The sequence below is a fragment of the Pseudomonas sp. McL0111 genome (genome assembly GCF_052567255.1).
Genome location: NZ_CP199585.1, coordinates 4,035,545 through 4,056,245, shown reverse-complemented (window position 1 = coordinate 4,056,245; position 20,701 = coordinate 4,035,545). Strand labels below are relative to the sequence as shown.

Here is a 20,701-nt window from a genome sequence, read left to right as displayed (position 1 = left end):
CATGACTCAACTGCAAAGCATTTTGATCAAGAACCCGGTCGCGGTGATGACCGGACTGCGCGGTCCGCGTGCCCGGGCCGGTGCCGTGGACATCCGCGTGGTCAACGGGCGCATCGCCGAAATGGCCGCCAACCTTGAGGCGCAACCCGGCGAGCGGGTGATCGACGCACGCAATTGCGTGGTCTATCCGGGCTGGATCAACACCCACCATCACCTGTTCCAGAACCTGCTCAAAGCCGTGCCCGAAGGCCTGAATCAGGATCTGCAAGGCTGGCTCGCCAGCGTGCCCTACCCGCGCCTGAACCGGTTTACCCCGCAACTGGCGCGGATCGCCGCACGCCTGGGCATGGTCGAGTTGCTGCTGTCCGGCGTGACCACTTGCGCCGATCACCACTACCTCTACCACGCTCACGGCAGCACCGAGACCGGCGACCTGCTGTTCGACATGGCCGATGAATTCGGCCTGCGCTTCGTGCTCTGCCGTGGCGGTGCGCTGGAGTCGGCGAGCGCGCATCCGGGCTTCTCGAAAACCGCGCTGCAACCGGAGTCGCTCGATCAGATGGTCGGCGACATCGAACGGCTCAAGTCGCGCTACCACCAGGACACTCCCGACGCGATGCGTCGCGTGGTGGTCGCGCCAACCACGCCGACCTTCTCGCTGCCGCCGACCTTGTTGCGCGAACTGGCGCACACCGCTCGCGGCATGGGTTTGCGCCTGCACACGCATCTTTCGGAAACCCAGAACTACGTGAACTTCTGCCGCGAGAAATACAACTGCTTGCCGGTGGAATTCGTCGCCGAACACGAATGGCTCGGCCCGGACGTGTGGTTCGCCCACGCCGTACACTTGCAACCGGGCGAAATCCGCATGCTCGCCCAGACCGGCACCGGCATCTCGCACTGCCCGGTGAGCAACGCACGCCTGGGCAGCGGCGTCGCCCCGGTGCCGCAAATGTACGAGGCCGGCGTGCCGATTTCCCTCGGCGTCGATGGCGTGGCGTCCAACGAATCCGGGAGCATGGTCGGCGAAGCCAACACCGCATGGCTGATCCACCGCGCCGAACAAGGCGCCTCGGCAACCACCGCTGAAGACGTGATTCATTGGGGCACGGCGGGCGGCGCGCAGGTATTGGGACTAGGCGCCGTCGGCACCCTGGAAGTCGGCCAGGCGGCAGATCTGGCGATCTACAGCCTCGACCATCCGCGCTTCTTCGGCTTCCACGACAACGCCGTCGCCCCGGTGGTCGCGGGCGAACCGATCAGCGTGAAATACAGCCTGGTCGGCGGCCGCGTGGTTGTGGACGACGGCGTGATCCCGGGTCTGGATATCGAACGCATGCGCGCGGAAGCGTGGGAAGGTGTGCAGGAAATGATGAAGGTGGACGACTGATTCACTGACATTGAAAAAACCTGTGGGAGCTGGCTTGCCAGCGATAGCGGACTATCAGCCGATGCAAATATCGACTGAACCATCGCCATCGCTGGCAAGCCAGCTCCCACAGTGTTTTGTGTTGGCCACACATGTGGTGACAGATCCAGAACCTGTGGCATTCGCGTTTCCGGGCTTTGTTGACTACCGTTAGTAGCTCATCGATATGAGCCCCTGCCAGAAACACCGGGCTCTTGGTCAAGGAGAGACTGATGACCCGTCACATCGAAAAGCTCTACCGCACATGGTCCAGCCCGATTCTGCTGGAGTTGAAAAAACGCGACCACCAGATGGCCCCGAAAGAACGTCAGGCGCTTGAGAATGTGCTGGTGGAAAGAAGGCTGCTGGACGTAGGTGCTCCCGATGGCGTCGAGCGCCGTCAGGGCAATAACAACAAATCTTCAGGTTGATTTGACAGGCCTAGTTTCAGTAATTCTTTACGCAGCATCGAGGGTTTGAGAACCGCCATTCCTGCCTGCCACTCAAGAGGCAGCAAACGGTTCAGCTTCTGTTGGCTGACCAGCGGATCGGCTAGCAGATAGCTTTTGCCTTCACTGATGCTGATCACGTTCAGCAGCCAGTCTGCGCCCTGCTCCACCATCCAGCGACTGATTGTCGGACGCTGCTTTTGCATCAGTACGTCAGCATCCCACACGGTCATTTGCGCGAAGACTTCGGGCAATTGGCTCTCGGGTTTCATCCGCTTCAAATCCGCTGCCAAGGCTTCAATCAAGTTGCTTTCGATGCTTGCTTGGCATTCGCGGAAATGCTGCGCGGGCCAATCCACGGGCAGTTTTGCCTGACGGGCAAGCACTTCGTAGGCGCGGATATCCAGCTCAGTGGTCATCTGTCCACTGAAATTCAGCGTGTTGTCGAGAATCGCTGTGGCCAGCAATGCGGCGCTGGGCTGGCTGATGCGAGGCAACAAACCGGCTGCCTCCCAGCGTTGGAAAACCTGGGTTGCCGCTGCGCCTATTGGCCGAATGTCGGCCGCAAAGCCGAGTCTCTGCGTCCAGTAATTTTCAAACCCAGGATGATGGTCGATGACTTCGACGACCCGGTCGAGCACCACCAACGGGTCGAAATGCTGGTAGTCGGAAACGTCCACCAGGACGAATTCATCGTGTGCAGCGGGAATGTAATCCTCAAGCCGGGACGGCCAGCCAAGCACGCTTTTCGAAACGCTGGCATTGGGTTTTGCGCTACTGACGGCGCGGGCAGGAATGCCTTGCAGATTCAACAATTCGGCATAGGCGATGCAGCAGGCATAGGCGTCGATATCCAGATAGGCCGAGCCTGAAGTGATGATTTTCATAGGGCGGCAACGTCGCATATTTTCATGACATCTGGGTGACAACAAAAAGATCGCAGCCTTCGGCAGCTCCTACAGATACGAACACAAATCCCATCTAGGAGCTGCCGAAGGCTGCGATCTTTTGATTTTCAGGCTACGCGCTGCCCCGCCGCGACCATCGCCGAAGCCGCCAGCATCGCTCGCAACAACACCGCGCAACCCGCCGCCAGATCATCCGGCGCGGCGTTCTCGATTTCGTTGTGGCTGATACCGCCTTCGCACGGCACGAAAATCATCCCGGCCGGGCCCAGTTCGGCGAGGAAGATCGCGTCGTGGCCGGCGCCGCTGACGATGTCCATGTTCGACAGGCCCAGACCTTTTGCGGCGCCGCGCACGGCTTCGACGCAGCCTTTTTCGAAGTACAGCGGTGGGAAATCCGCGGTCGGGGTCAGCTCGTAAGTCAGGCCGTGTTCTTCGCAGGTGGCTTCGATGACTTGTTTCACTTCGGCGATCATCGAGTCCAGCCGCGCCGGTTCCAGGTGCCGGAAGTCGAGGGTCATCCTTACTTCGCCGGGGATGACGTTGCGCGAGCCGGGATAGGCTTGCAGGCAACCAACGGTGCCGCAGGCGTGGGGTTGATGGCCGAGGGCGGCGCGGTTGACTGCGCCGACGATCACCGAGGCACCGACCAGAGCGTCCTTGCGCAGGTGCATCGGGGTTGGACCGGCGTGGGCTTCAACGCCGCGCAGTTTCAGGTCGAACCACTTCTGCCCCAGTGCGCCGAGCACCACGCCGATGGTTTTCTGTTCGTCTTCGAGGATCGGCCCTTGTTCGATGTGCGCCTCGAAATAGGCGCCGACCTTATGCCCGCTGACCTTGCGTGGCCCGGCATAGCCGATGGCATTCAGGGCTTCGCCGACGGTGACGCCGTCGGCATCGACCTTGGCCAGGGTTTCGGCGAGGGTGAATTTCTCGGCGAACACGCCGGAGCCCATCATGCACGGGGCGAAGCGTGAGCCTTCTTCGTTGGTCCAGACCACCACTTCCAGCGGTGCTTCGGTCTCGACGCCGAGGTCATTGAGGGTGCGCAACACTTCGACTCCGGCGAGCACGCCGAAGCAGCCGTCGAATTTGCCGCCGGTGGGTTGGGTATCGATGTGGCTGCCGGTCATCACGGGGGGCAGGTTCGGATTGCGGCCCGGACGGCGGGCGAAGATGTTGCCCACTTCGTCGATGCTGACGCTGCAACCGGCCTCCTTGCACCACTGCACGAACAGGTCGCGGGCCTGGCGGTCGAGGTCGGTCAGGGCCAGGCGACAGACGCCGCCCTTGACCGTGGCGCCGAGCTTGGCCAGTTCCATGAGCGAGGCCCAGAGGCGGTCGCGGTTGATGTGCTGATGGGTGGATTGCAGAACGTCTACGGCTGCGTTCATGGTGATCTCCTCAGGCAGTTTCTTATGGATATTGCTGTGGTGTCTGGCAGATCCTCATCGCCAGCAGGCTGGCTCCCACAGGGAGAATGCATTGCAGATTTCAAACCTGGAACACACACCATTGTGGGAGCTAGCCTGCTAGCGATAAGGCCAGCCGCTACACCGCCGATTTCACGACAGAAGGCTGCGCCCGCATCACGCACAACCCGTAATAAATCAAGCCTCCCAGCGCCGAGCCGGTAAACCAGCCATAGCTGTAGAACCAACTGAACGCATCGCTGCCCAGCGACAGCAACGTCAGCACCACCGGCACGCCGAACGCGATAAACCCGGCCAGATTCCACGCCGGATACACGTCATCGCGATACAGCCCGGCCAGGTCCAATTGCTGTTTCTTGATCAGGAAATAGTCCACAACCATGATCCCGGCAATCGGTCCGAGCAGGCTCGAATAGCCGAGCAACCAGTTGGAATAGACGCTTTCCAGACTGACATCGGAAACGATCCAGCCGAGTTTTTTCAGCAGTTCATGTCCCATCAACGCCAGCCCCACCACACCGGTCAGCAACACCGCTTTGGTGCGGTTGATCACCTTCGGTGCGATGTTCTGGAAGTCGTTGGTTGGCGAGACGATATTGGCGGCGGTGTTGGTCGAGAGCGTGGCGATGATGATCAGCGCCATGGCAATCGCGACCCAGACCGGGCTCTGGATGTGGCCGATCAGGGTCACCGGATCAGAGACGGTAACGCCCACCAGTTTTACTGAAGCGGCGGTCATCACCACACCGAGGGCGGCGAACAGGAACATGGTCAGCGGCAGCCCGATGATCTGGCCGACGATCTGGTCCTTCTGGCTCTTGGCGTAGCGGCTGAAGTCGGGAATGTTCAGCGACAACGTCGCCCAGAATCCGACCATCGCCGTCAGCCCTGCGGCGAAGTAACTGACCACGCTGGCGCCTTCCGGACGCTTGGCCGGGATCGCCATCAATTCCGTCATCGACACATTAGGCATGGCCCAGACCAACAGGCCGATGCCGACCGCCACCAGCAACGGTGCAGACAGGGTTTCCAGCCATTTGATCGACTCCGCGCCGCGAATCACCACCCACAGGTTCAACGCCCAGAAGATCATGAAACCGATCACCTCGCCGGTTCCGCCGAGGGATTTCCAGCCGTCGAACACCGAGCCGAGAAACAGGTGAATCGCCAGCCCGCCGAACATCGTCTGAATGCCGAACCAGCCACACGCCACCAGCGCCCGGATCAGACACGGCACGTTGGAGCCGAGGATGCCGAACGAGGAGCGCAGCAACACCGGAAACGGAATCCCGTATTTGGTGCCGGGAAAGGCGTTAAGCGTCAAAGGGATAAGGACGATGATATTGGCAAACAAAATCGCCACCAACGCCTCGCCGACGCTCAGGCCAAAGTACGCCGTGAGCACGCCGCCGAGGGTGTAGGTCGGCACGCAGATCGACATGCCGACCCACAGCGCGGTGATGTGCCATTTGTTCCAGGTTCGTTCGCGCACCTTGGTCGGTGCCATGTCGTGGTTGTAACGGGGACTGTCGAGGACGTCGCTGCCGGCTTCGAGCTCGAACAAGCCGTCGCGCTCGGTCACTTGCGATCTGATCTGTTGCATGGCCGCTCCACTGTTCTTTTGATTATTTTTGCTCATCAGGGGGCTGACGCACGGAGGCGCGAGCCGGACGATGGCCGGAGGAACTGACAACTTTCGTGTACCGGCCATGGTGTCAGCGGCGGCATCAATAAACGTGCCGGGTGCCCCGCTTGCGCATCGGGCCGTGTTTCAAACGCTTTGCAACTTACTGATGTTTATCAGTTTTAATTATTAACCTGGGGAGTCCGCGAAAACTTGTCCAGGCGCTCAGGCTAAACGTCGGGCAAGTTGTTCGAAGTGTCAGGACTCATTCTGGTGCACTGCACTTTTTTTCATCGTGAGCGATCAACCGCAGCTCAACTTCAAGCGGCTGATTTCACATAGGAAATGTTGACCATATTTGCATCCTGTCAAGTGCGTCAAAATGGTGAGCAGCCTCACCATTTTGGTGATTTTGTATTTTTATCGTTATTTATCAACTAGTTAAAACATGAATAAGCTTATAAAAATTTATCTTGCTCATTCTTAATTCTGCGACTAGCTTTTAATCCTGACAGCGCTGACAGGAATACATCGATCTGCGTTGCATTAATAAAACATCTAGAACCGGCACAAGTCGGTCATGCCTGCGAGGAACTCGGAATGTCTCTGTTGATCCGTGGCGCCACCGTTGTTACCCATGATGAAAGTTATCGCGCCGATGTGTATTGCGCAGACGGCGTGATCAAAGCCATTGGTGAAAACCTTGATGTTCCCGCAGGCGCCGAAGTGCTCGACGGCAGCGGCCAGTACCTGATGCCTGGCGGCATCGATCCGCATACGCACATGCAACTACCGTTCATGGGCACCGTGGCCAGCGAAGACTTTTACAGCGGCACGGCGGCCGGTCTGGCGGGCGGCACCACCTCAATCATCGATTTCGTGATTCCCAATCCGCAGCAGTCATTGATGGAAGCGTTTCATCAGTGGCGCGGCTGGGCGGAAAAATCCGCGTCCGACTATGGCTTCCATGTCGCGATCACCTGGTGGAGCGAACAGGTTCGCGAAGAAATGGCCGAACTGGTCAGCCATCACGGGATCAACAGCTTCAAGCATTTCATGGCCTACAAGAACGCGATCATGGCCGCCGACGACACGCTGGTGGCGAGTTTCGAGCGCTGCCTGGAACTCGGCGCGGTGCCGACCGTGCACGCGGAAAACGGCGAACTGGTTTATCACCTGCAACGCAAGCTGATGGCCCAGGGCATCACCGGGCCGGAAGCGCATCCGTTGTCGCGGCCATCGCAAGTCGAAGGCGAAGCCGCGAGCCGGGCGATTCGCATTGCCGAAACCATTGGCACGCCGCTGTATCTGGTGCACGTTTCGACCAAGGAAGCCCTCGACGAAATCACCTATGCACGCAGCAAGGGCCAACCGGTGTACGGCGAAGTACTGGCCGGGCATTTGCTGCTCGACGACAGCGTCTATCAACACCCGGACTGGCAAACTGCTGCCGGTTACGTGATGAGCCCGCCGTTCCGTCCACGCGGGCATCAGGAAGCGCTGTGGCACGGTTTGCAAAACGGCAATCTGCACACCACCGCCACCGATCACTGCTGTTTCTGCGCCGAGCAAAAAGCGGCCGGGCGCGATGACTTCAGCAAGATCCCCAACGGCACGGCCGGCATCGAAGACCGCATGGCGCTGTTGTGGGATGAAGGGGTGAATACCGGGCGTTTTTCGATGCAGGATTTCGTTGCCCTGACCTCCACCAACACCGCGAAAATCTTCAACCTTTATCCGCGCAAGGGTGCGATTCGCGTCGGCGCCGATGCCGATCTGGTGCTGTGGGACCCGCAAGGCACCCGCACCATTTCCGCCAAGACCCACCATCAGCAGGTGGACTTCAACATCTTCGAAGGCAAGACCGTGCGCGGTGTGCCAAGCCATACCGTCAGCCAGGGCCGCGTGGTCTGGGCCGACGGCGACCTGCGCGCCGAGCGCGGGGCCGGGCGCTATATCGAACGTCCGGCGTATCCGGCGGTGTTTGATTTGCTGAGCAAGCGGGCTGAGTTGCATAAACCGGTTGCAGTGAAACGCTGAAACCGGCCTGCGGCCTATCGCTGGCAAGCCAGCTCCCACAGTTTTTTTGGTGAACACAATATTTGTGTCCGACTTCAATCCCTGTGGGAGCTGGCTTGCCAGCGATGAGGCCCCCACAGACAACACAAAAAACCACTGCCCATCAGAGGCAGAGAACCTCAATAACCGTGAGGCAAAAAACCGTGATCGAGACCCTCAACCATCTTCCGCACCCGCATGAGAGCGCCGCCGCCCTCGCCGGCCATTTCACCGATCTGGCGCCGCCGCTCAACGCCCGGCAGGCGCATCTGGAAGCCTCGCGCTGTCTGTATTGCTACGATGCACCGTGCGTGAATGCGTGCCCGAGCGAGATCGACATTCCCTCGTTCATCCGCAATATCCATCAGGACAACGTGCCCGGCGCTGCGCAGAAAATCCTCTCGGCGAATATCCTCGGCGGCAGTTGCGCACGAGTCTGCCCGACCGAAATTCTTTGCCAGCAAGCCTGCGTGCGCAACAACGCCCAAGAGTGCGCGCCAGTGCTGATCGGCCTGCTGCAACGCTACGCCGTGGACAACGCACACTTCACCGAACACCCGTTCCAGCGCGCTGCCAGCACTGGCAAACGCATCGCCGTGGTCGGCGCCGGGCCTGCGGGATTGTCCTGCGGCCATCGCAGCGCCATGCACGGGCATGACGTGGTGATTTTCGAAGCGCGGGAGAAGGCTGGCGGCCTCAACGAATACGGGATCGCCAAGTACAAACTGGTCGATGATTACGCGCAAAAAGAGCTGGATTTCCTTCTGCAAATTGGCGGCATCGAAATCCGCCACGGGCAAAAACTTGGCGAAAATCTGAGCCTCAGCGAACTGCATCAACAGTTCGACGCGGTGTTCCTCGGCATCGGTCTGAATGCCAGCAAACAACTCGGCCTGCCCCACGAAGATGCCCCCGGCGTGCTCGCCGCCACCGATTACATCCGTGAACTGCGCCAGTCCGATGACCTCACGCAACTGCCGCTGGCCGAACATTGCATCGTCCTCGGCGCTGGTAACACCGCCATCGACATGGCCGTGCAAATGGCCCGCCTCGGTGCTCGCGATGTGAATCTGGTGTATCGCCGTGGTGCGGCGGACATGGGCGCTACCGGCCACGAACAGGACATCGCCAAGGCCAATCAGGTTCGCCTGCTGACCTGGGCGCAACCGGAGGAAGTGTTGCTCGACGCTCAGGGCCATGTGCGCGGCATGCGTTTCGCCCGTACTCATCTGGTCGACGGTCGCCTGCAAACCACTGGCGAAACCTTCGAGTTGGCGGCTGATGCGATCTTCAAAGCCATCGGCCAGTCTTTCGACGGCGGCGCCCTCGTTGACCCGATGGCGCGGGAATTGAAGCGTCAGGGCGAACGGATTCAAGTCGATGAAAACCTGCGCACCAGCATTCCCGGGGTCTATGCCGGTGGCGACTGCGCCAGTCTCGATCAGGACCTGACCGTGCAAGCGGTGCAACACGGCAAACTGGCCGCCGAGGCGATCAACGTTCAACTGATGCTTAACGTGGAGGCTGCGTAAATGGCCGATCTTTCGATTGTCTTCGCCGGCATCAAAGCCCCCAATCCGTTCTGGCTGGCCTCCGCGCCACCGACCGACAAAGCCTACAACGTGGTGCGTGCCTTCGAGGCCGGCTGGGGTGGCGTGGTCTGGAAAACCCTTGGCGAGGACCCGGCAGCGGTCAACGTCTCGTCGCGTTATTCGGCGCACTACGGCGCCAACCGCGAAGTGCTGGGGATCAACAACATCGAGCTGATCACCGACCGCTCGCTGGAGATCAATCTGCGCGAAATCACCCAGGTGAAAAAGGACTGGCCGGACCGTGCGTTGATCGTTTCGCTGATGGTGCCCTGCGTCGAGGAATCGTGGAAACACATCCTTCCGCTGGTCGAAGCCACTGGCGCCGATGGCATCGAACTCAACTTCGGTTGTCCGCACGGCATGCCCGAACGCGGCATGGGCGCGGCGGTCGGTCAGGTGCCGGAGTATGTCGAGCAGGTCACGCGCTGGTGCAAGACCTATTGCTCGTTGCCAGTGATCGTCAAACTCACGCCGAACATCACCGACATTCGCGTCGCCGCTCGTGCCGCGTATCGGGGCGGCGCTGATGCGGTGTCGCTGATCAACACCATCAACTCGATCACCAGCGTCGATCTGGAACACATGGTCGCCCTGCCCGTCGTCGGCAGCAAAAGCACTCACGGCGGCTACTGTGGCTCGGCGGTCAAACCGATTGCGCTGAACATGGTCGCGGAAATCGCTCGTGATCCGCAGACCCAGGGCCTGCCAATTTGCGGGATTGGCGGCATCGGCAGTTGGCGTGACGCGGCAGAATTCATTGCGCTGGGCAGCGGCGCGGTGCAGGTGTGCACGGCGGCGATGCTGCATGGCTTTCGGATTGTCGAAGAGATGAAGGACGGTTTGTCACGCTGGATGGACAGTCAGGGTTACGCCAGCCTCACCGAGTTTTCCGGGCGGGCGGTGGGCAACACCACAGACTGGAAGTACCTGGACATCAACTATCAGGTGATCGCCAAGATTGATCAGGACGCCTGCATCGGTTGCGGACGCTGCCATATTGCGTGCGAGGACACGTCACATCAGGCGATCAGCAGCCTCAAGCAGGAGGACGGGACGCATAAATATGAAGTGATCGATGATGAGTGTGTGGGCTGCAATTTGTGCCAGATCACCTGCCCGGTGGCGGACTGCATCGAGATGGTGCCGATGGACACGGGCAAGCCGTTTCTGGACTGGAATCATGATCCTAGGAATCCCTACCATGTCTCACCTTGAGGCAGGCAGCGTCTGAACTGACGCCTTCGCGGGCAAGCCCGCTCCCACAGGGTTTTCTGGTGTACACAGCACTTGAGGACAACCCAAAAACCTGTGGGAGCGGGCTTGCCCGCGATGAGGCCTGTAGCCATAACACACATCTCAGGGCTCCAGCCCGATCCCGCGCAGGATCACACTGGTCACCGTCTGCACCGCCCGTTCGAACTGCATGTCCGACAGCGGCTGATGATCATTGAGAATATTCACCTGATGATCGAAGTCGGCGTAATGCTGGGTCGAGGCCCAGATCATGTACAGCAGGCCCGACGGTTCCACCGGCAAAATCCGCTTGTCCTCGACCCACTGCCGAATCTTCGCTTCCTTCATCTTCGCCCAATCATAAAGACTGACGTCCAGCGCCTCGCCCAACGTCGGCGCGCCGTGGATGATCTCGTTGGCCCAGACTTTCGAGCCATACGGGCGGCTGCGCGAGTGGTTCATCTTGGCGCGGATGTAGCTGCTGAGCACCACCCGTGGGTCATCGAACATCTCGAAGCACAACGCATCCTGTTTCCACACTTCCAGCAGGTCGAACAGCACCGCGCTGTACAGCTCACTCTTGGTGCTGAAGTAGTAATGCAGATTGGAGCGCGGCAGTTGCACTTCGGCGGCGATGTCCGCCATGGCGGTGCTGCCGAAGCCTTTTTCGGCAAACACCTTTTCCGCCGCCAGAAGGATTTTCTCGACATTGCTGCGGCGAATTTCGATCTTGTGATTGCCCATGTGGGCTCCCTGACAACAGCGTTGCCCAAGACTAGCATCCGCTCAGGCACGGGGGCGACAGGCGAGAACGATTCTTCACACACCTGGGCTTTTTTCTGGTTTAGGATCGCCCTCCTTTCCTGGCAACCACTCGAAGGATCATGGCCATGAACATTCGAAAACGCATCCTGGCCGACGATCCGGCACTGGCTGCGCTGTGGGAGCGCTCGGTACGCGCCACCCATGATTTCCTCGGCGAAGACGACATTGATTTGCTGTTTTATCTGGTGCGCGATACCTATCTGCCGGCGCTCGATGTCTGGGTTCTGGAAAACCCCGATCAGACGCCGGCAGGTTTCATCGCCACCGATACCGACACCGTGCAGATGCTGTTTATCGACCCGGATTTTCGCGGTCAGGGTGTCGGTCGGCGCTTGCTCGATCACGTCACCCGGCCGCTGCTGAAAGTCGACGTCAACGAACAGAATCCACAGGCTCACGGTTTTTACCTGCACTATGGTTTCGAAAATATCGGACGCTCGGAAACCGATGGCCAGGGCCGGCCGTTTCCGGTTATTCATATGCGCCTGAAAGCGTTGTGAAGCACGCTCTATACTCTGCCCCGCGACTTCTTTGATAAGGAACTGCCCATGTTCGTGAAAAAACTGCTGACCGCCAGCGCCCTGCTCGCTTCGATGGTCATTGCCACTTCCGCTTTCGCCCACGCCCACCTGAAAAGCCAGACCCCGGCCGCCGACAGCACCGTCGCCGCGCCTGCGGATTTGCGTCTGACCTTTTCCGAAGGCGTGGAAGCCAGCTTCACCAAAGTCACTCTGACCAAGGATGGCGCCCCGGTAGCAGTGAAAGCCCTGGCCACCGAAGGCAGCGACAAGAAAACCCTGATCGTCACCCCCGCCGCGCCACTCAGCGCCGGCGAGTACAAAGTCGAATGGCACGCGGTGTCGGTCGATACGCACAAAAGCGAAGGCGCCTATCAGTTCAAGGTTGGCCAGTAATTCATGACCGAAGCGTTGGTGCTGTGTCGCTTTCTGCATTTCACCGTGGTGTTGATGCTGTTCGGGGCCTGGCTGTTCAGGCCTTGGCTGCTCAAGGGTGAAACACCAGAACTGGATCGGCACCTCGCCCAACTGGCGCGCTGGCTGACGGCTATTGCGCTGGTCAGCGGCGTCGTCTGGGCCTTGCTGATCACCGCGAGCATGGCCGGTTCGGCTGCGGCCGCGTTTGACCCGGACACGATTGGCGTGGTGCTGGGCAATACGTTTTTTGGTCAGGTCTGGCGTTGGCACTTGCTGATCAACGGGCTGTTGCTGGCGCTGCTGTTCACGCCGTGGCGCTCAAGCACACCGTTGCGATTGGGCTTGAGTGCGTTGCTGCTGGCGACGCTGGCACCCGTTGGTCACGGAGCGATGCTTGATGGTTTCAGCGGGCAGATGCTGATCCTCAATCAGGTCATTCATCTGACCTGCGTCGGTGCGTGGCTTGGCGGGTTGTTGATGCTGGTGATGATTTTGCGCCAGCCGAATGCGCCGCTGCGCACTGTTCTGCAGCGTTTCAGCGGAATTGGATATGTGTTGGTGGCGGGGTTGTTGCTGACTGGCTTGATCAACGTGCGAGTGCTGACCGGGCAATGGTGGCCGACGCCGTTGTTCTCGGGGTTTGCCCTGATTCTGCTGATCAAGGCTTTTCTGGTGCTTGGGATGCTTGGGCTGGCGCTGTTGAATCGCTTGCGGATCAAGGACTGTGAACAGCGGACCGAAGCGCTCAAGCGCAGCGTGATGCTGGAATGGTTGCTGGGGATTGGCGCGGTGGCGGCGGTCTCGCTACTGGGCACCCTGCCCCCGATGATTGCTGCCTGAGCGCCTATCCCTGTGGGAGCCAGCCTGCTGGCGATAGCGGAGTGTCAGTCGGCAACAGTGCTGAATACGAGTCCGCAATCGCCAGCAGGCTAGCTCCCACAGTTTTGATCTGTGTGGATCAATGTTTTTGGGTATCACCCGCCGCCGTATCAATACTCACCACCACCGACATCCCCGGGCGCAGTCGTTCTTCCTCCTGCTGTCCCTCATCGATAGTGATCCGCACCGGCACGCGCTGGGCGATCTTGACGAAGTTGCCGGTGGCGTTATCGGCCTGCAGCAGCGCGAACTCGGAACCGGTGCCCGGCGAAATATGCTGCACATGCCCGGTGAATTTACGGTGGTTCAACGCATCGACGGTGAAGCGCACGGGCTGCCCGACCCGCACGTTATCCATCTGGGTTTCCTTCATGTTGGCGATCACCCATTTCTGGTTCGGCACCAGCGCCATCAACTGCGCGCCGGAGTTGACGTAGGCGCCGAGGCGCACACCAATCTGCCCGAGTTGACCGTCGCGCGGCGCGACAATCCGCGTGTTCGACAGGTCGATCCGCGCCAGTTGCACCGCCGCCTCAGCGCTGGCCACTGCCGCTTCCAGCGAGCCGCGATTGACGATCACCGTTTGCAGATCCTGCCGGGCGATTTCCAGATTGGCCTTGGCCTGCGCCACAGCGGCGATGCCCTGGGCATTGGCGGCGAGCGTCACGTCCATCTCGCGTTTTGACACCGAACCGTCACTCACCAGTTCCTTGTTGCGCCGCAAGTCCGCCTCGCTCTTGCGCAACTGCGCCTCACTGTCAGCCACCGCCGCCTGACGCAGCTTGATCGTCGCCTCGGCACTGTTGCGCTGCTGCACCACGTTGGCCAGTGAAGCTTTCTGCACCGCCAGTTGCGCCAGCGACTGGTCGAGACGCTGTTGATAGATGCGGTCATCCAGTCGTACCAGCAGATCGCCGGCCTTCACATACTGGAAATCCTGCACCGGCACTTCATAGACATAACCGGCGAGCTGCGGGCCGATGATCGTTACCTGGCCCCGAATCAAGGCGTTCTCGGTGGTTTCCACCGCGCTGCTGAACGGCGGCAGTTGCCAGGCGTACAGCACGATCATCACGCCGACGATGGCAATCGCGGCAAAGCCCATCGAGGAAATTATCCGCACTCGCAACGAGCGCGGCTCGGTATTGGCTGATGCCGGCGGCGCCACGCCTTCGGGGGTGGCGGCAATGGCGTTGGTGGTCGTGGTGGTCGGTTCAGTCATTGAGAATTGGCACCGTTGGCAGCTGCGGGAGGCGTGGCAGTGATGGCCCGGGTGGTGCTCATCAGCCACAGCGCACGAATGGAAATCCAGATCATGGTCAGCACCGCGATTACCGCGATCAGCATGAACACATCGTTATAGGCGAGAACGTTGGCTTCGCGAGTGGCGGCGTTCGACAGGCTGCGAATGCCGGCCAGATTCCGCAGGCTCGGATCGGCCAGCAGTGAACCGTAAGCCGAGCCGCCGCTTTGCACCCGCGCCGCCACCAGCGGATCGGTCATCGTCAGTTGCTCGACGATGTGGCTGGAATGGAATTTTTCCCGGGCGATCTGAAAGGTGCTGAGCAACGCCGACCCGATCAACCCGCCGAGGTTATTGCAGATCCCGAACAGCACCGAAAAACTCACCAGATTACGCGGATTGGTCAGCACATTGCGCGTGCCGAGGACCATGGTCGGGCCAAGAAAAAACGTACTGCCGAACGCCAGCAGGAACTGGCTGAAATACATGTTCGAGGGGCGCGTCAGGTTGTTCGAAAAGCTGTCCATCACTGAGCCGGTCGCCATTAACGCCAGCGAGATAATCAACGGCATGAGCAAGTGCTTCGGGTTGATGGTCAGCGCACTGGTCGCCAGCCCGGCGACGCTGCCGATCAGCATCACCACGTAGAGACTGTGCAGTTGCTGACTGCTCATGTTGAGGTTCTGCATGAAGCCGACCGCGCCGGTGGATTGCTCCGAGGTGACCATACGAATCAGGATCACCGCCAGCGCCAGACGGATCATCACCCCGCTGCCGAGCCAACGGGTCATCAGCATCGGGTTGCTGCGGTTATGCTCGATGGCCAGTCCCGTGAAAATCAGCGCAATCGAGCCAGCCAGGGCGATGCCGATCCAGTCGGCTTCCAGCCACCAGTCAATCCGCCCGAGGGACAGCACCGCGCACAACAGCGCAACGCCAGTGGCGAGGATAGCGAAGGTAAGGAAATCCAGCGGTTCAAAGGTTTTGAAACGGTCACCGGGCGGCAACTTGAGCATGAATACGCAACCGAGCGACAGCAACGCCATGCCCAATTCGAACAGATACAAACCGCGCCATTCGGCGATTTGCAGCAAGTCTTCGGAGAACAGTCGCGCCAGCGGCAATGCCAATTGCGAAGTACCGAGCCCCAGCACCAGCGCCTTCATCCGCCATTTCGCCGGGAACGCCTGAATCATGTAATACAGGCCCAGCGAACTCAGCGCCGCGCCGACCATGCCGTGGGCCGCACGCACCGCGACTGCCGAATTCAGGTCATTGACGAACAAATGGCCGAAGGTCACCAGTGCGTACAGCACCAGAAACACCTCGGTAAACGCGCGCAAACCGAACTGCTGACGAAACTTCACCAGCAGCAGGTTCATCGACACGTTGGTCATCACGTACGCCGCCGGCAACCAGGCCATTTCCGCCGTGGTCGCGCCCAGCGCACCTTGCAGATAAGGCAGATTGGCGACCACCAGCGAATTCCCCAGGCCACCGGTCAACGCCACCAGCAGCCCGACCAGCGCATAGGCCAGACGCTTGGCACTGGAGTGCAGCGGCGTCGAGGGGGAACCGGGCAGGCTGGGCTTCTCGTGAGGCTGCCAGTCGTGCGGGGCGTATCGGTCCATTGAACAACCTTGTACGTGAAGTGCCGTCAGTTTGCCGTAAAAGCATCACTGACACACCCGCTCCCACCAAGGTTCTCTGCTGAACCCGCAAGTCATCGTATAACTTCCAGTTGACATTCCCGCAAAACGTAGGAAATATCCGCAACCATGTTGTACGACGACGTATGACAAATAATAAAAACAACAAGCAGCATGGAGCGCCACAATGAGCACATCCGTCCGCAATTCCCGTTCCACCCTCGTTCGCCCTTATTCCCCCCTGAGTCTGATCGGCTGCAGCAGCCTCGCCCTCGCCTTGCCCGTGACCGCCAATGCCGAAGGGTTTCTCGAAGACAGCAAAGCGACGCTGAACCTGCGCAACGCCTACTTCAACCGCAACTTCACCAACCCGAACAATGCGCAGGGCAAGGCTGAAGAGTGGACGCAGAACTTCATCCTCGATGCGAAATCCGGTTTCACCCAAGGCACCGTCGGTTTCGGTCTGGATATTCTCGGCACGTACTCGCAAAAGCTCGATGGCGGCAAAGGCAGCGGTGGCACGCAGCTGTTGCCAATTCATGATGACGGGCGTCCGGCGGATAATTTCGGTCGACTCGGCGTCGCGCTGAAAGCCAAGGTTTCGAAGACAGAATTGAAAGTTGGCGAATGGATGCCGGTGCTGCCGATCCTGCGCTCTGATGATGGCCGCTCCCTCCCGCAAACCTTCCGCGGTGGTCAGATCACCTCTACCGAAATCAATGGTCTGACGATGTACGGCGGCCAGTTTCGTGGCAACAGCCCGCGCAACGATGCGAGCATGGAAGACATGTCGATGAATGGCCGGGGCGCATTCACCTCAGACCGTTTCAATTTTGGCGGTGGCGAATACACCTTCAATGACAAGCGCACGCTGGTCGGCATCTGGTACGCCGAACTCACCGACATCTATCAGCAACAGTACTTCAACGTCAGCCACAGCCAGCCGTTCGGTGACTGGACGCTGGGTGCCAATCTCGGTTTCTTCACCGGCAAGGAAGACGGCAGCGCCAAGGCCGGCGACCTCGATAACAAGACTTCATTTGCCATGCTTTCCGCCAAATATGGCGGTAACACCTTCTACGTCGGCCTGCAGAAACTCGGCGGCGACGATGCCTGGATGCGGGTCAACGGCACCAGCGGCGGCACCCTGGCCAACGACAGTTACAACGCGAGTTATGACAACGCCAAGGAACGTTCGTGGCAGCTCCGTCATGACTACAACTTCGTCGCCCTCGGCGTGCCTGGCCTGACGATGATGAACCGCTACATCAGCGGCGATAACGTGCACACCGGCACGACCACCGACGGCAAGGAATGGGGTCGCGAATCGGAACTGGCCTACACCGTACAGAGCGGGCCGCTGAAAGACCTCAACGTCAAATGGCGCAACGCGACGATTCGGCGCGACTTCAGTACCAATGAATTCGATGAAAACCGGATTTTCATCAGTTACCCGATTTCGCTGTTGTAGCCCGTATCCGGGAGTCGACGAACACATCGCCTGCAGCCCAGTAGTGCATCCAGCTGCGGGTCTTGGGTTCCGGGCAGATCGATAACCCTCCGTCGTTTTCAACCAAAGTCGCGTTGACAAGACCCGGAAACCGTACCGATACTTCGACCCAAGTCATACGACAACCTACAACAACTCCAAAAACAAATATTGTCCAGGGATTGCCATGACGTTTACCTCAACAACCCCAGCACCCTTCAATCGCCTGCTGCTGACCGGCGCCGCCGGCGGTCTGGGCAAAGTCTTGCGCGAGCGTCTGCGTCCTTACGCCAACGTGTTGCGCCTGTCAGACATCGCCGCCCTCGCCCCGGCTGTCGATGAGCACGAAGAAGTCGTGCCTTGCGACCTCGCCGACAAACATGCCGTGCATCAACTGGTAGAAGGCGTGGACGCGATCCTGCACTTCGGCGGTGTGTCGGTGGAACGCCCCTTCGAAGAAATTCTTGGCGCCAACATCTGCGGCGTGTTCCACATCTATGAAGCGGCGCGCCGACACGGCGTTAAGCGGGTGATCTTCGCCAGCTCCAACCACGTTATCGGCTTCTATAAGCAGGATGAACACCTTGATGCCGGTTCCGCACGGCGTCCGGATGGCTATTACGGCCTGTCGAAATCCTACGGTGAGGACATGGCGAGCTTTTATTTCGACCGCTATGGCATCGAGACGGTAAGCATCCGCATTGGCTCCTCCTTCCCCGAGCCGCAGAACCGTCGAATGATGCACACCTGGCTGAGTTTCGACGATCTCACTCAACTGCTCGAACGTGCGCTGTATACGCCGAATGTCGGCCACACCGTGGTCTACGGCATGTCCGACAACAAGGATGTCTGGTGGGATAACCGCTTCGCCAGCCACTTGGGTTTTACCGCCCGCGACAGCTCCGAAGTGTTCCGCGACAAGGTCGAAGCGCAACCGATGCCGGCGGCTGACGATCCGGCGCGGATCTATCAGGGTGGCGCCTTCGTCGCGGCCGGTCCGTTTGGCGACTGATCACTCTGACAACAACACAAGGGATTGAGGATGCAAACCGAATTGATCGTCGACGCCCGCAACGCCGTGGGTGAAAGCCCGGTCTGGGTGACGCAGGAAAATGCGTTGTACTGGGTCGATATTCCCAACGGCAGCCTGCAACGCTGGAGCGCTGACACCGGACATGTACATGCCTGGAAAGCCCCGGAGATGCTCGCCTGCATCGCGCGCCACAGCCGTGGAGGCTGGATCGCAGGCATGGAAAGCGGCTTCTTTCATCTGCAGCCGCACACCGACGGCAGCCTCGACAGCGCGCTGCTCGCCAGCGTCGGACACAGCCGCGAAGACATGCGCCTCAACGACGGTCGCTGTGATCGGCTGGGTCGCTTCTGGGCCGGCAGCATGGTGTTGAACATGGGCCTGAACGCGCCCGAAGGCCGACTCTATCGCTACAACGCCGGAGCGTCTGGGGTGATTGAAGCGCAACTCGACGGTTTCATCGTGCCCAATGGCCTCGCCTTCAGCCCCGATGGCAAAACCCTGTATCTGTCCGACTCCCATCCCGACGTGCAATTGATCTGGGCGTTCGATTACGACACGGAGACCGGCACGCCGTCGAACCGGCGCGTCTTCGCCGACATGAACCACCTCCCCGGTCGCCCCGATGGCGCTGCTGTGGATGCTGAAGGTTGCTACTGGATCTGCGCCAATGACGCCGGCCTCATCCACCGTTTCGCGCCCGATGGCCGACTCGATTTTTCGCTCGAAGTCCCGGTGAAAAAACCGACCATGTGCGCTTTCGGTGGCAGCCGGATGGACACCTTGTTCGTGACCTCGATTCGCCCGGGCGATGACCACGACCCGCAATCCCTGGCCGGCGGCGTGTTCGCCCTCAACCCCGGCGTCAAAGGACTTCACGAACCCCTGTTTGACGATTCTCTGTAACACCTGCACCGCTGCGCCTTGAACACAAAAATAACAAGACTGGAGACTCACCCCCATGTACTTCAAACGCACCTTGCTCGCCGTCGCTTTACCGCTCGCCTTCTCCCTCGCCAATGCCGCCCAGGCCCTGGAAATCAAGTTCGCCGATATTCACCCCGCCGGTTATCCCACCGTGGTCGCTGAAGAAAGCATGGGCAAAGCCCTGACCAAGGAAACCAACGGCGACCTCACCTTCAAATACTTCCCGGGCGGTGTGCTTGGTTCGGAAAAAGAAGTCATTGAGCAAGCGCAGGTCGGCGCGATCCAGATGACCCGCGTCAGCCTGGGCATCGTCGGGCCGGTGGTGCCGGATGTGAACGTGTTCAACATGCCGTTCATTTTCCGCGACCAGGCGCACATGCGCGCGGTCATCGATGGCGAGGTTGGCGATGCAATTCTCGACAAGATCACTAACTCCGAATTCGGCCTGGTCGCCCTGGCGTGGATGGACGGCGGCACGCGCAACCTCTACACCAAGAAACCGGTGCGCAAACTCGAAGATCTCAAGGGCATGAAAATCCGCGTGCAAGGCAACCCGATGTTCATCGAAACCATCAACGCCATGGGCGGCAACGGCATCGCCATGGACACCGGTGAAATCTTCAGCGCACTGCAAACCGGCGTGATCGACGGCGCGGAAAACAACCCGCCAACCATGCTTGAACACAACCACTTCCAGAACGCCAAGTTCTACAGCCTGACCGGGCATCTGATCCTGCCTGAGCCCATCGTGATGTCGAAGATCACTTGGGAAAAACTCACCCCCGAGCAGCAGACGTTGGTGAAGAAGGCCGCCAAGGCTGCGCAGCTTGAAGAGCGCGTGCTGTGGGACGCGAAATCCGCCAGCAGTGAAGAAAAACTCAAGGCCGCCGGCGTTGAGTTCATCACCGTCGACAAGAAACCGTTTTACGAGGCCACTGCCTCGATTCGCGAAAAATACGGCGCGCCTTACGCCGATCTGATCAAGCGTATCGAAGCCGTTCAGTAACCCTCCCAGCTCCTTT

Annotated in this window: 18 protein-coding genes; 12 read left to right on the top strand and 6 right to left on the bottom strand. The window is 59.8% G+C overall.

Going from position 1 to position 20,701, the window contains the following annotated elements:
- The first annotated feature begins 1 nt into the window (after position 1).
- Positions 2–1,390 (top strand): amidohydrolase family protein, encoded by a 1,389-nt coding sequence (locus tag ACTWLJ_RS18675; RefSeq protein WP_401219129.1) that lies wholly within the window; start codon positions 2–4, stop codon positions 1,388–1,390.
- Between the two features lie 251 nt (positions 1,391–1,641).
- Positions 1,642–1,839 (top strand): hypothetical protein, encoded by a 198-nt coding sequence (locus tag ACTWLJ_RS18670; RefSeq protein WP_445177926.1) that lies wholly within the window; start codon positions 1,642–1,644, stop codon positions 1,837–1,839.
- Here ACTWLJ_RS18670 and ACTWLJ_RS18665 read toward each other — a convergent pair.
- From ACTWLJ_RS18665 to ACTWLJ_RS18655, 3 genes are all read right to left on the bottom strand, one after another.
- Positions 1,809–2,744, bottom strand: coding sequence for a DHH family phosphoesterase (locus ACTWLJ_RS18665; protein WP_445177925.1), 936 nt, complete (start codon positions 2,742–2,744; stop codon positions 1,809–1,811). The two genes, ACTWLJ_RS18670 and ACTWLJ_RS18665, sit on opposite strands and share 31 nt — an antisense overlap.
- 128 nt (positions 2,745–2,872) lie before the next feature.
- Complete coding sequence (locus ACTWLJ_RS18660; protein ID WP_445177924.1) at positions 2,873–4,156, bottom strand: Zn-dependent hydrolase; 1,284 nt, start codon at positions 4,154–4,156, stop codon at positions 2,873–2,875.
- 157 nt (positions 4,157–4,313) lie between these two features.
- Positions 4,314–5,798, bottom strand: coding sequence for an NCS1 family nucleobase:cation symporter-1 (locus ACTWLJ_RS18655; protein ID WP_445177923.1), 1,485 nt, complete (start codon positions 5,796–5,798; stop codon positions 4,314–4,316).
- Between the two features lie 621 nt (positions 5,799–6,419).
- On the opposite strand from ACTWLJ_RS18655, the gene hydA reads away from it, so the two are divergent.
- From hydA to preA, 3 genes are all read left to right on the top strand, one after another.
- Complete coding sequence (gene hydA, locus ACTWLJ_RS18650; RefSeq protein WP_445177922.1) at positions 6,420–7,859, top strand: dihydropyrimidinase; 1,440 nt, start codon at positions 6,420–6,422, stop codon at positions 7,857–7,859.
- A 182-nt stretch (positions 7,860–8,041) separates the two neighbouring features.
- Positions 8,042–9,409, top strand: a complete 1,368-nt coding sequence (locus tag ACTWLJ_RS18645; RefSeq protein ID WP_445177921.1) for an NAD(P)-dependent oxidoreductase — start codon at positions 8,042–8,044, stop codon at positions 9,407–9,409.
- Positions 9,410–10,684, top strand: coding sequence for an NAD-dependent dihydropyrimidine dehydrogenase subunit PreA (preA, locus tag ACTWLJ_RS18640; RefSeq protein ID WP_445177920.1), 1,275 nt, complete (start codon positions 9,410–9,412; stop codon positions 10,682–10,684).
- 141 nt (positions 10,685–10,825) lie between these two features.
- Here preA and ACTWLJ_RS18635 read toward each other — a convergent pair whose 3' ends face one another.
- Positions 10,826–11,446, bottom strand: coding sequence for a TetR/AcrR family transcriptional regulator (locus ACTWLJ_RS18635; protein ID WP_339447173.1), 621 nt, complete (start codon positions 11,444–11,446; stop codon positions 10,826–10,828).
- Positions 11,447–11,592: 146 nt separating this feature from the next.
- On the opposite strand from ACTWLJ_RS18635, the gene ACTWLJ_RS18630 reads away from it, so the two are divergent.
- The 3 genes from ACTWLJ_RS18630 to copD are packed head-to-tail and all read left to right on the top strand — an operon-like array spanning position 11,593 to position 13,302.
- Positions 11,593–12,027, top strand: a complete 435-nt coding sequence (locus tag ACTWLJ_RS18630; RefSeq protein ID WP_445177919.1) for a GNAT family N-acetyltransferase — start codon at positions 11,593–11,595, stop codon at positions 12,025–12,027.
- A 48-nt stretch (positions 12,028–12,075) separates the two neighbouring features.
- Positions 12,076–12,441, top strand: a complete 366-nt coding sequence (gene copC, locus ACTWLJ_RS18625; protein WP_445177918.1) for a copper homeostasis periplasmic binding protein CopC — start codon at positions 12,076–12,078, stop codon at positions 12,439–12,441.
- Between the two features lie 3 nt (positions 12,442–12,444).
- The gene (gene copD, locus ACTWLJ_RS18620) at positions 12,445–13,302 is read left to right on the top strand and encodes a copper homeostasis membrane protein CopD (RefSeq protein WP_445177917.1); all 858 of its coding nucleotides are present in this window, start codon (positions 12,445–12,447) and stop codon (positions 13,300–13,302) included.
- Positions 13,303–13,420: 118 nt separating this feature from the next.
- Here copD and ACTWLJ_RS18615 read toward each other — a convergent pair whose 3' ends face one another.
- On the bottom strand, positions 13,421–14,563 hold the full coding sequence (locus ACTWLJ_RS18615) for an HlyD family secretion protein (RefSeq protein WP_445177916.1): 1,143 nt from the start codon (positions 14,561–14,563) through the stop codon (positions 13,421–13,423).
- The gene (locus ACTWLJ_RS18610; protein WP_445177915.1) at positions 14,560–16,215 is read right to left on the bottom strand and encodes an MFS transporter; all 1,656 of its coding nucleotides are present in this window, start codon (positions 16,213–16,215) and stop codon (positions 14,560–14,562) included. Before ACTWLJ_RS18610 ends, ACTWLJ_RS18615 begins: the two co-directional genes overlap by 4 nt.
- A 205-nt stretch (positions 16,216–16,420) precedes the next feature.
- Here ACTWLJ_RS18610 and ACTWLJ_RS18605 point away from each other — a divergent pair, with 205 nt between their 5' ends.
- The 4 genes from ACTWLJ_RS18605 to ACTWLJ_RS18590 all read left to right on the top strand — a co-directional run bounded on the left by ACTWLJ_RS18605 (position 16,421) and on the right by ACTWLJ_RS18590 (position 20,685).
- Positions 16,421–17,704 (top strand): OprD family porin, encoded by a 1,284-nt coding sequence (locus ACTWLJ_RS18605; RefSeq protein ID WP_445177914.1) that lies wholly within the window; start codon positions 16,421–16,423, stop codon positions 17,702–17,704.
- Between the two features lie 205 nt (positions 17,705–17,909).
- Positions 17,910–18,734: an NAD-dependent epimerase/dehydratase family protein gene (locus tag ACTWLJ_RS18600; protein ID WP_401219163.1), complete on the top strand. Its 825-nt coding sequence runs from the start codon at positions 17,910–17,912 to the stop codon at positions 18,732–18,734.
- 30 nt (positions 18,735–18,764) lie between these two features.
- The gene (locus tag ACTWLJ_RS18595; protein ID WP_445177913.1) at positions 18,765–19,658 is read left to right on the top strand and encodes an SMP-30/gluconolactonase/LRE family protein; all 894 of its coding nucleotides are present in this window, start codon (positions 18,765–18,767) and stop codon (positions 19,656–19,658) included.
- Positions 19,659–19,713: 55 nt separating this feature from the next.
- On the top strand, positions 19,714–20,685 hold the full coding sequence (locus ACTWLJ_RS18590) for a TRAP transporter substrate-binding protein (RefSeq protein ID WP_445177912.1): 972 nt from the start codon (positions 19,714–19,716) through the stop codon (positions 20,683–20,685).
- The last annotated feature ends 16 nt before the right edge of the window (positions 20,686–20,701 follow it).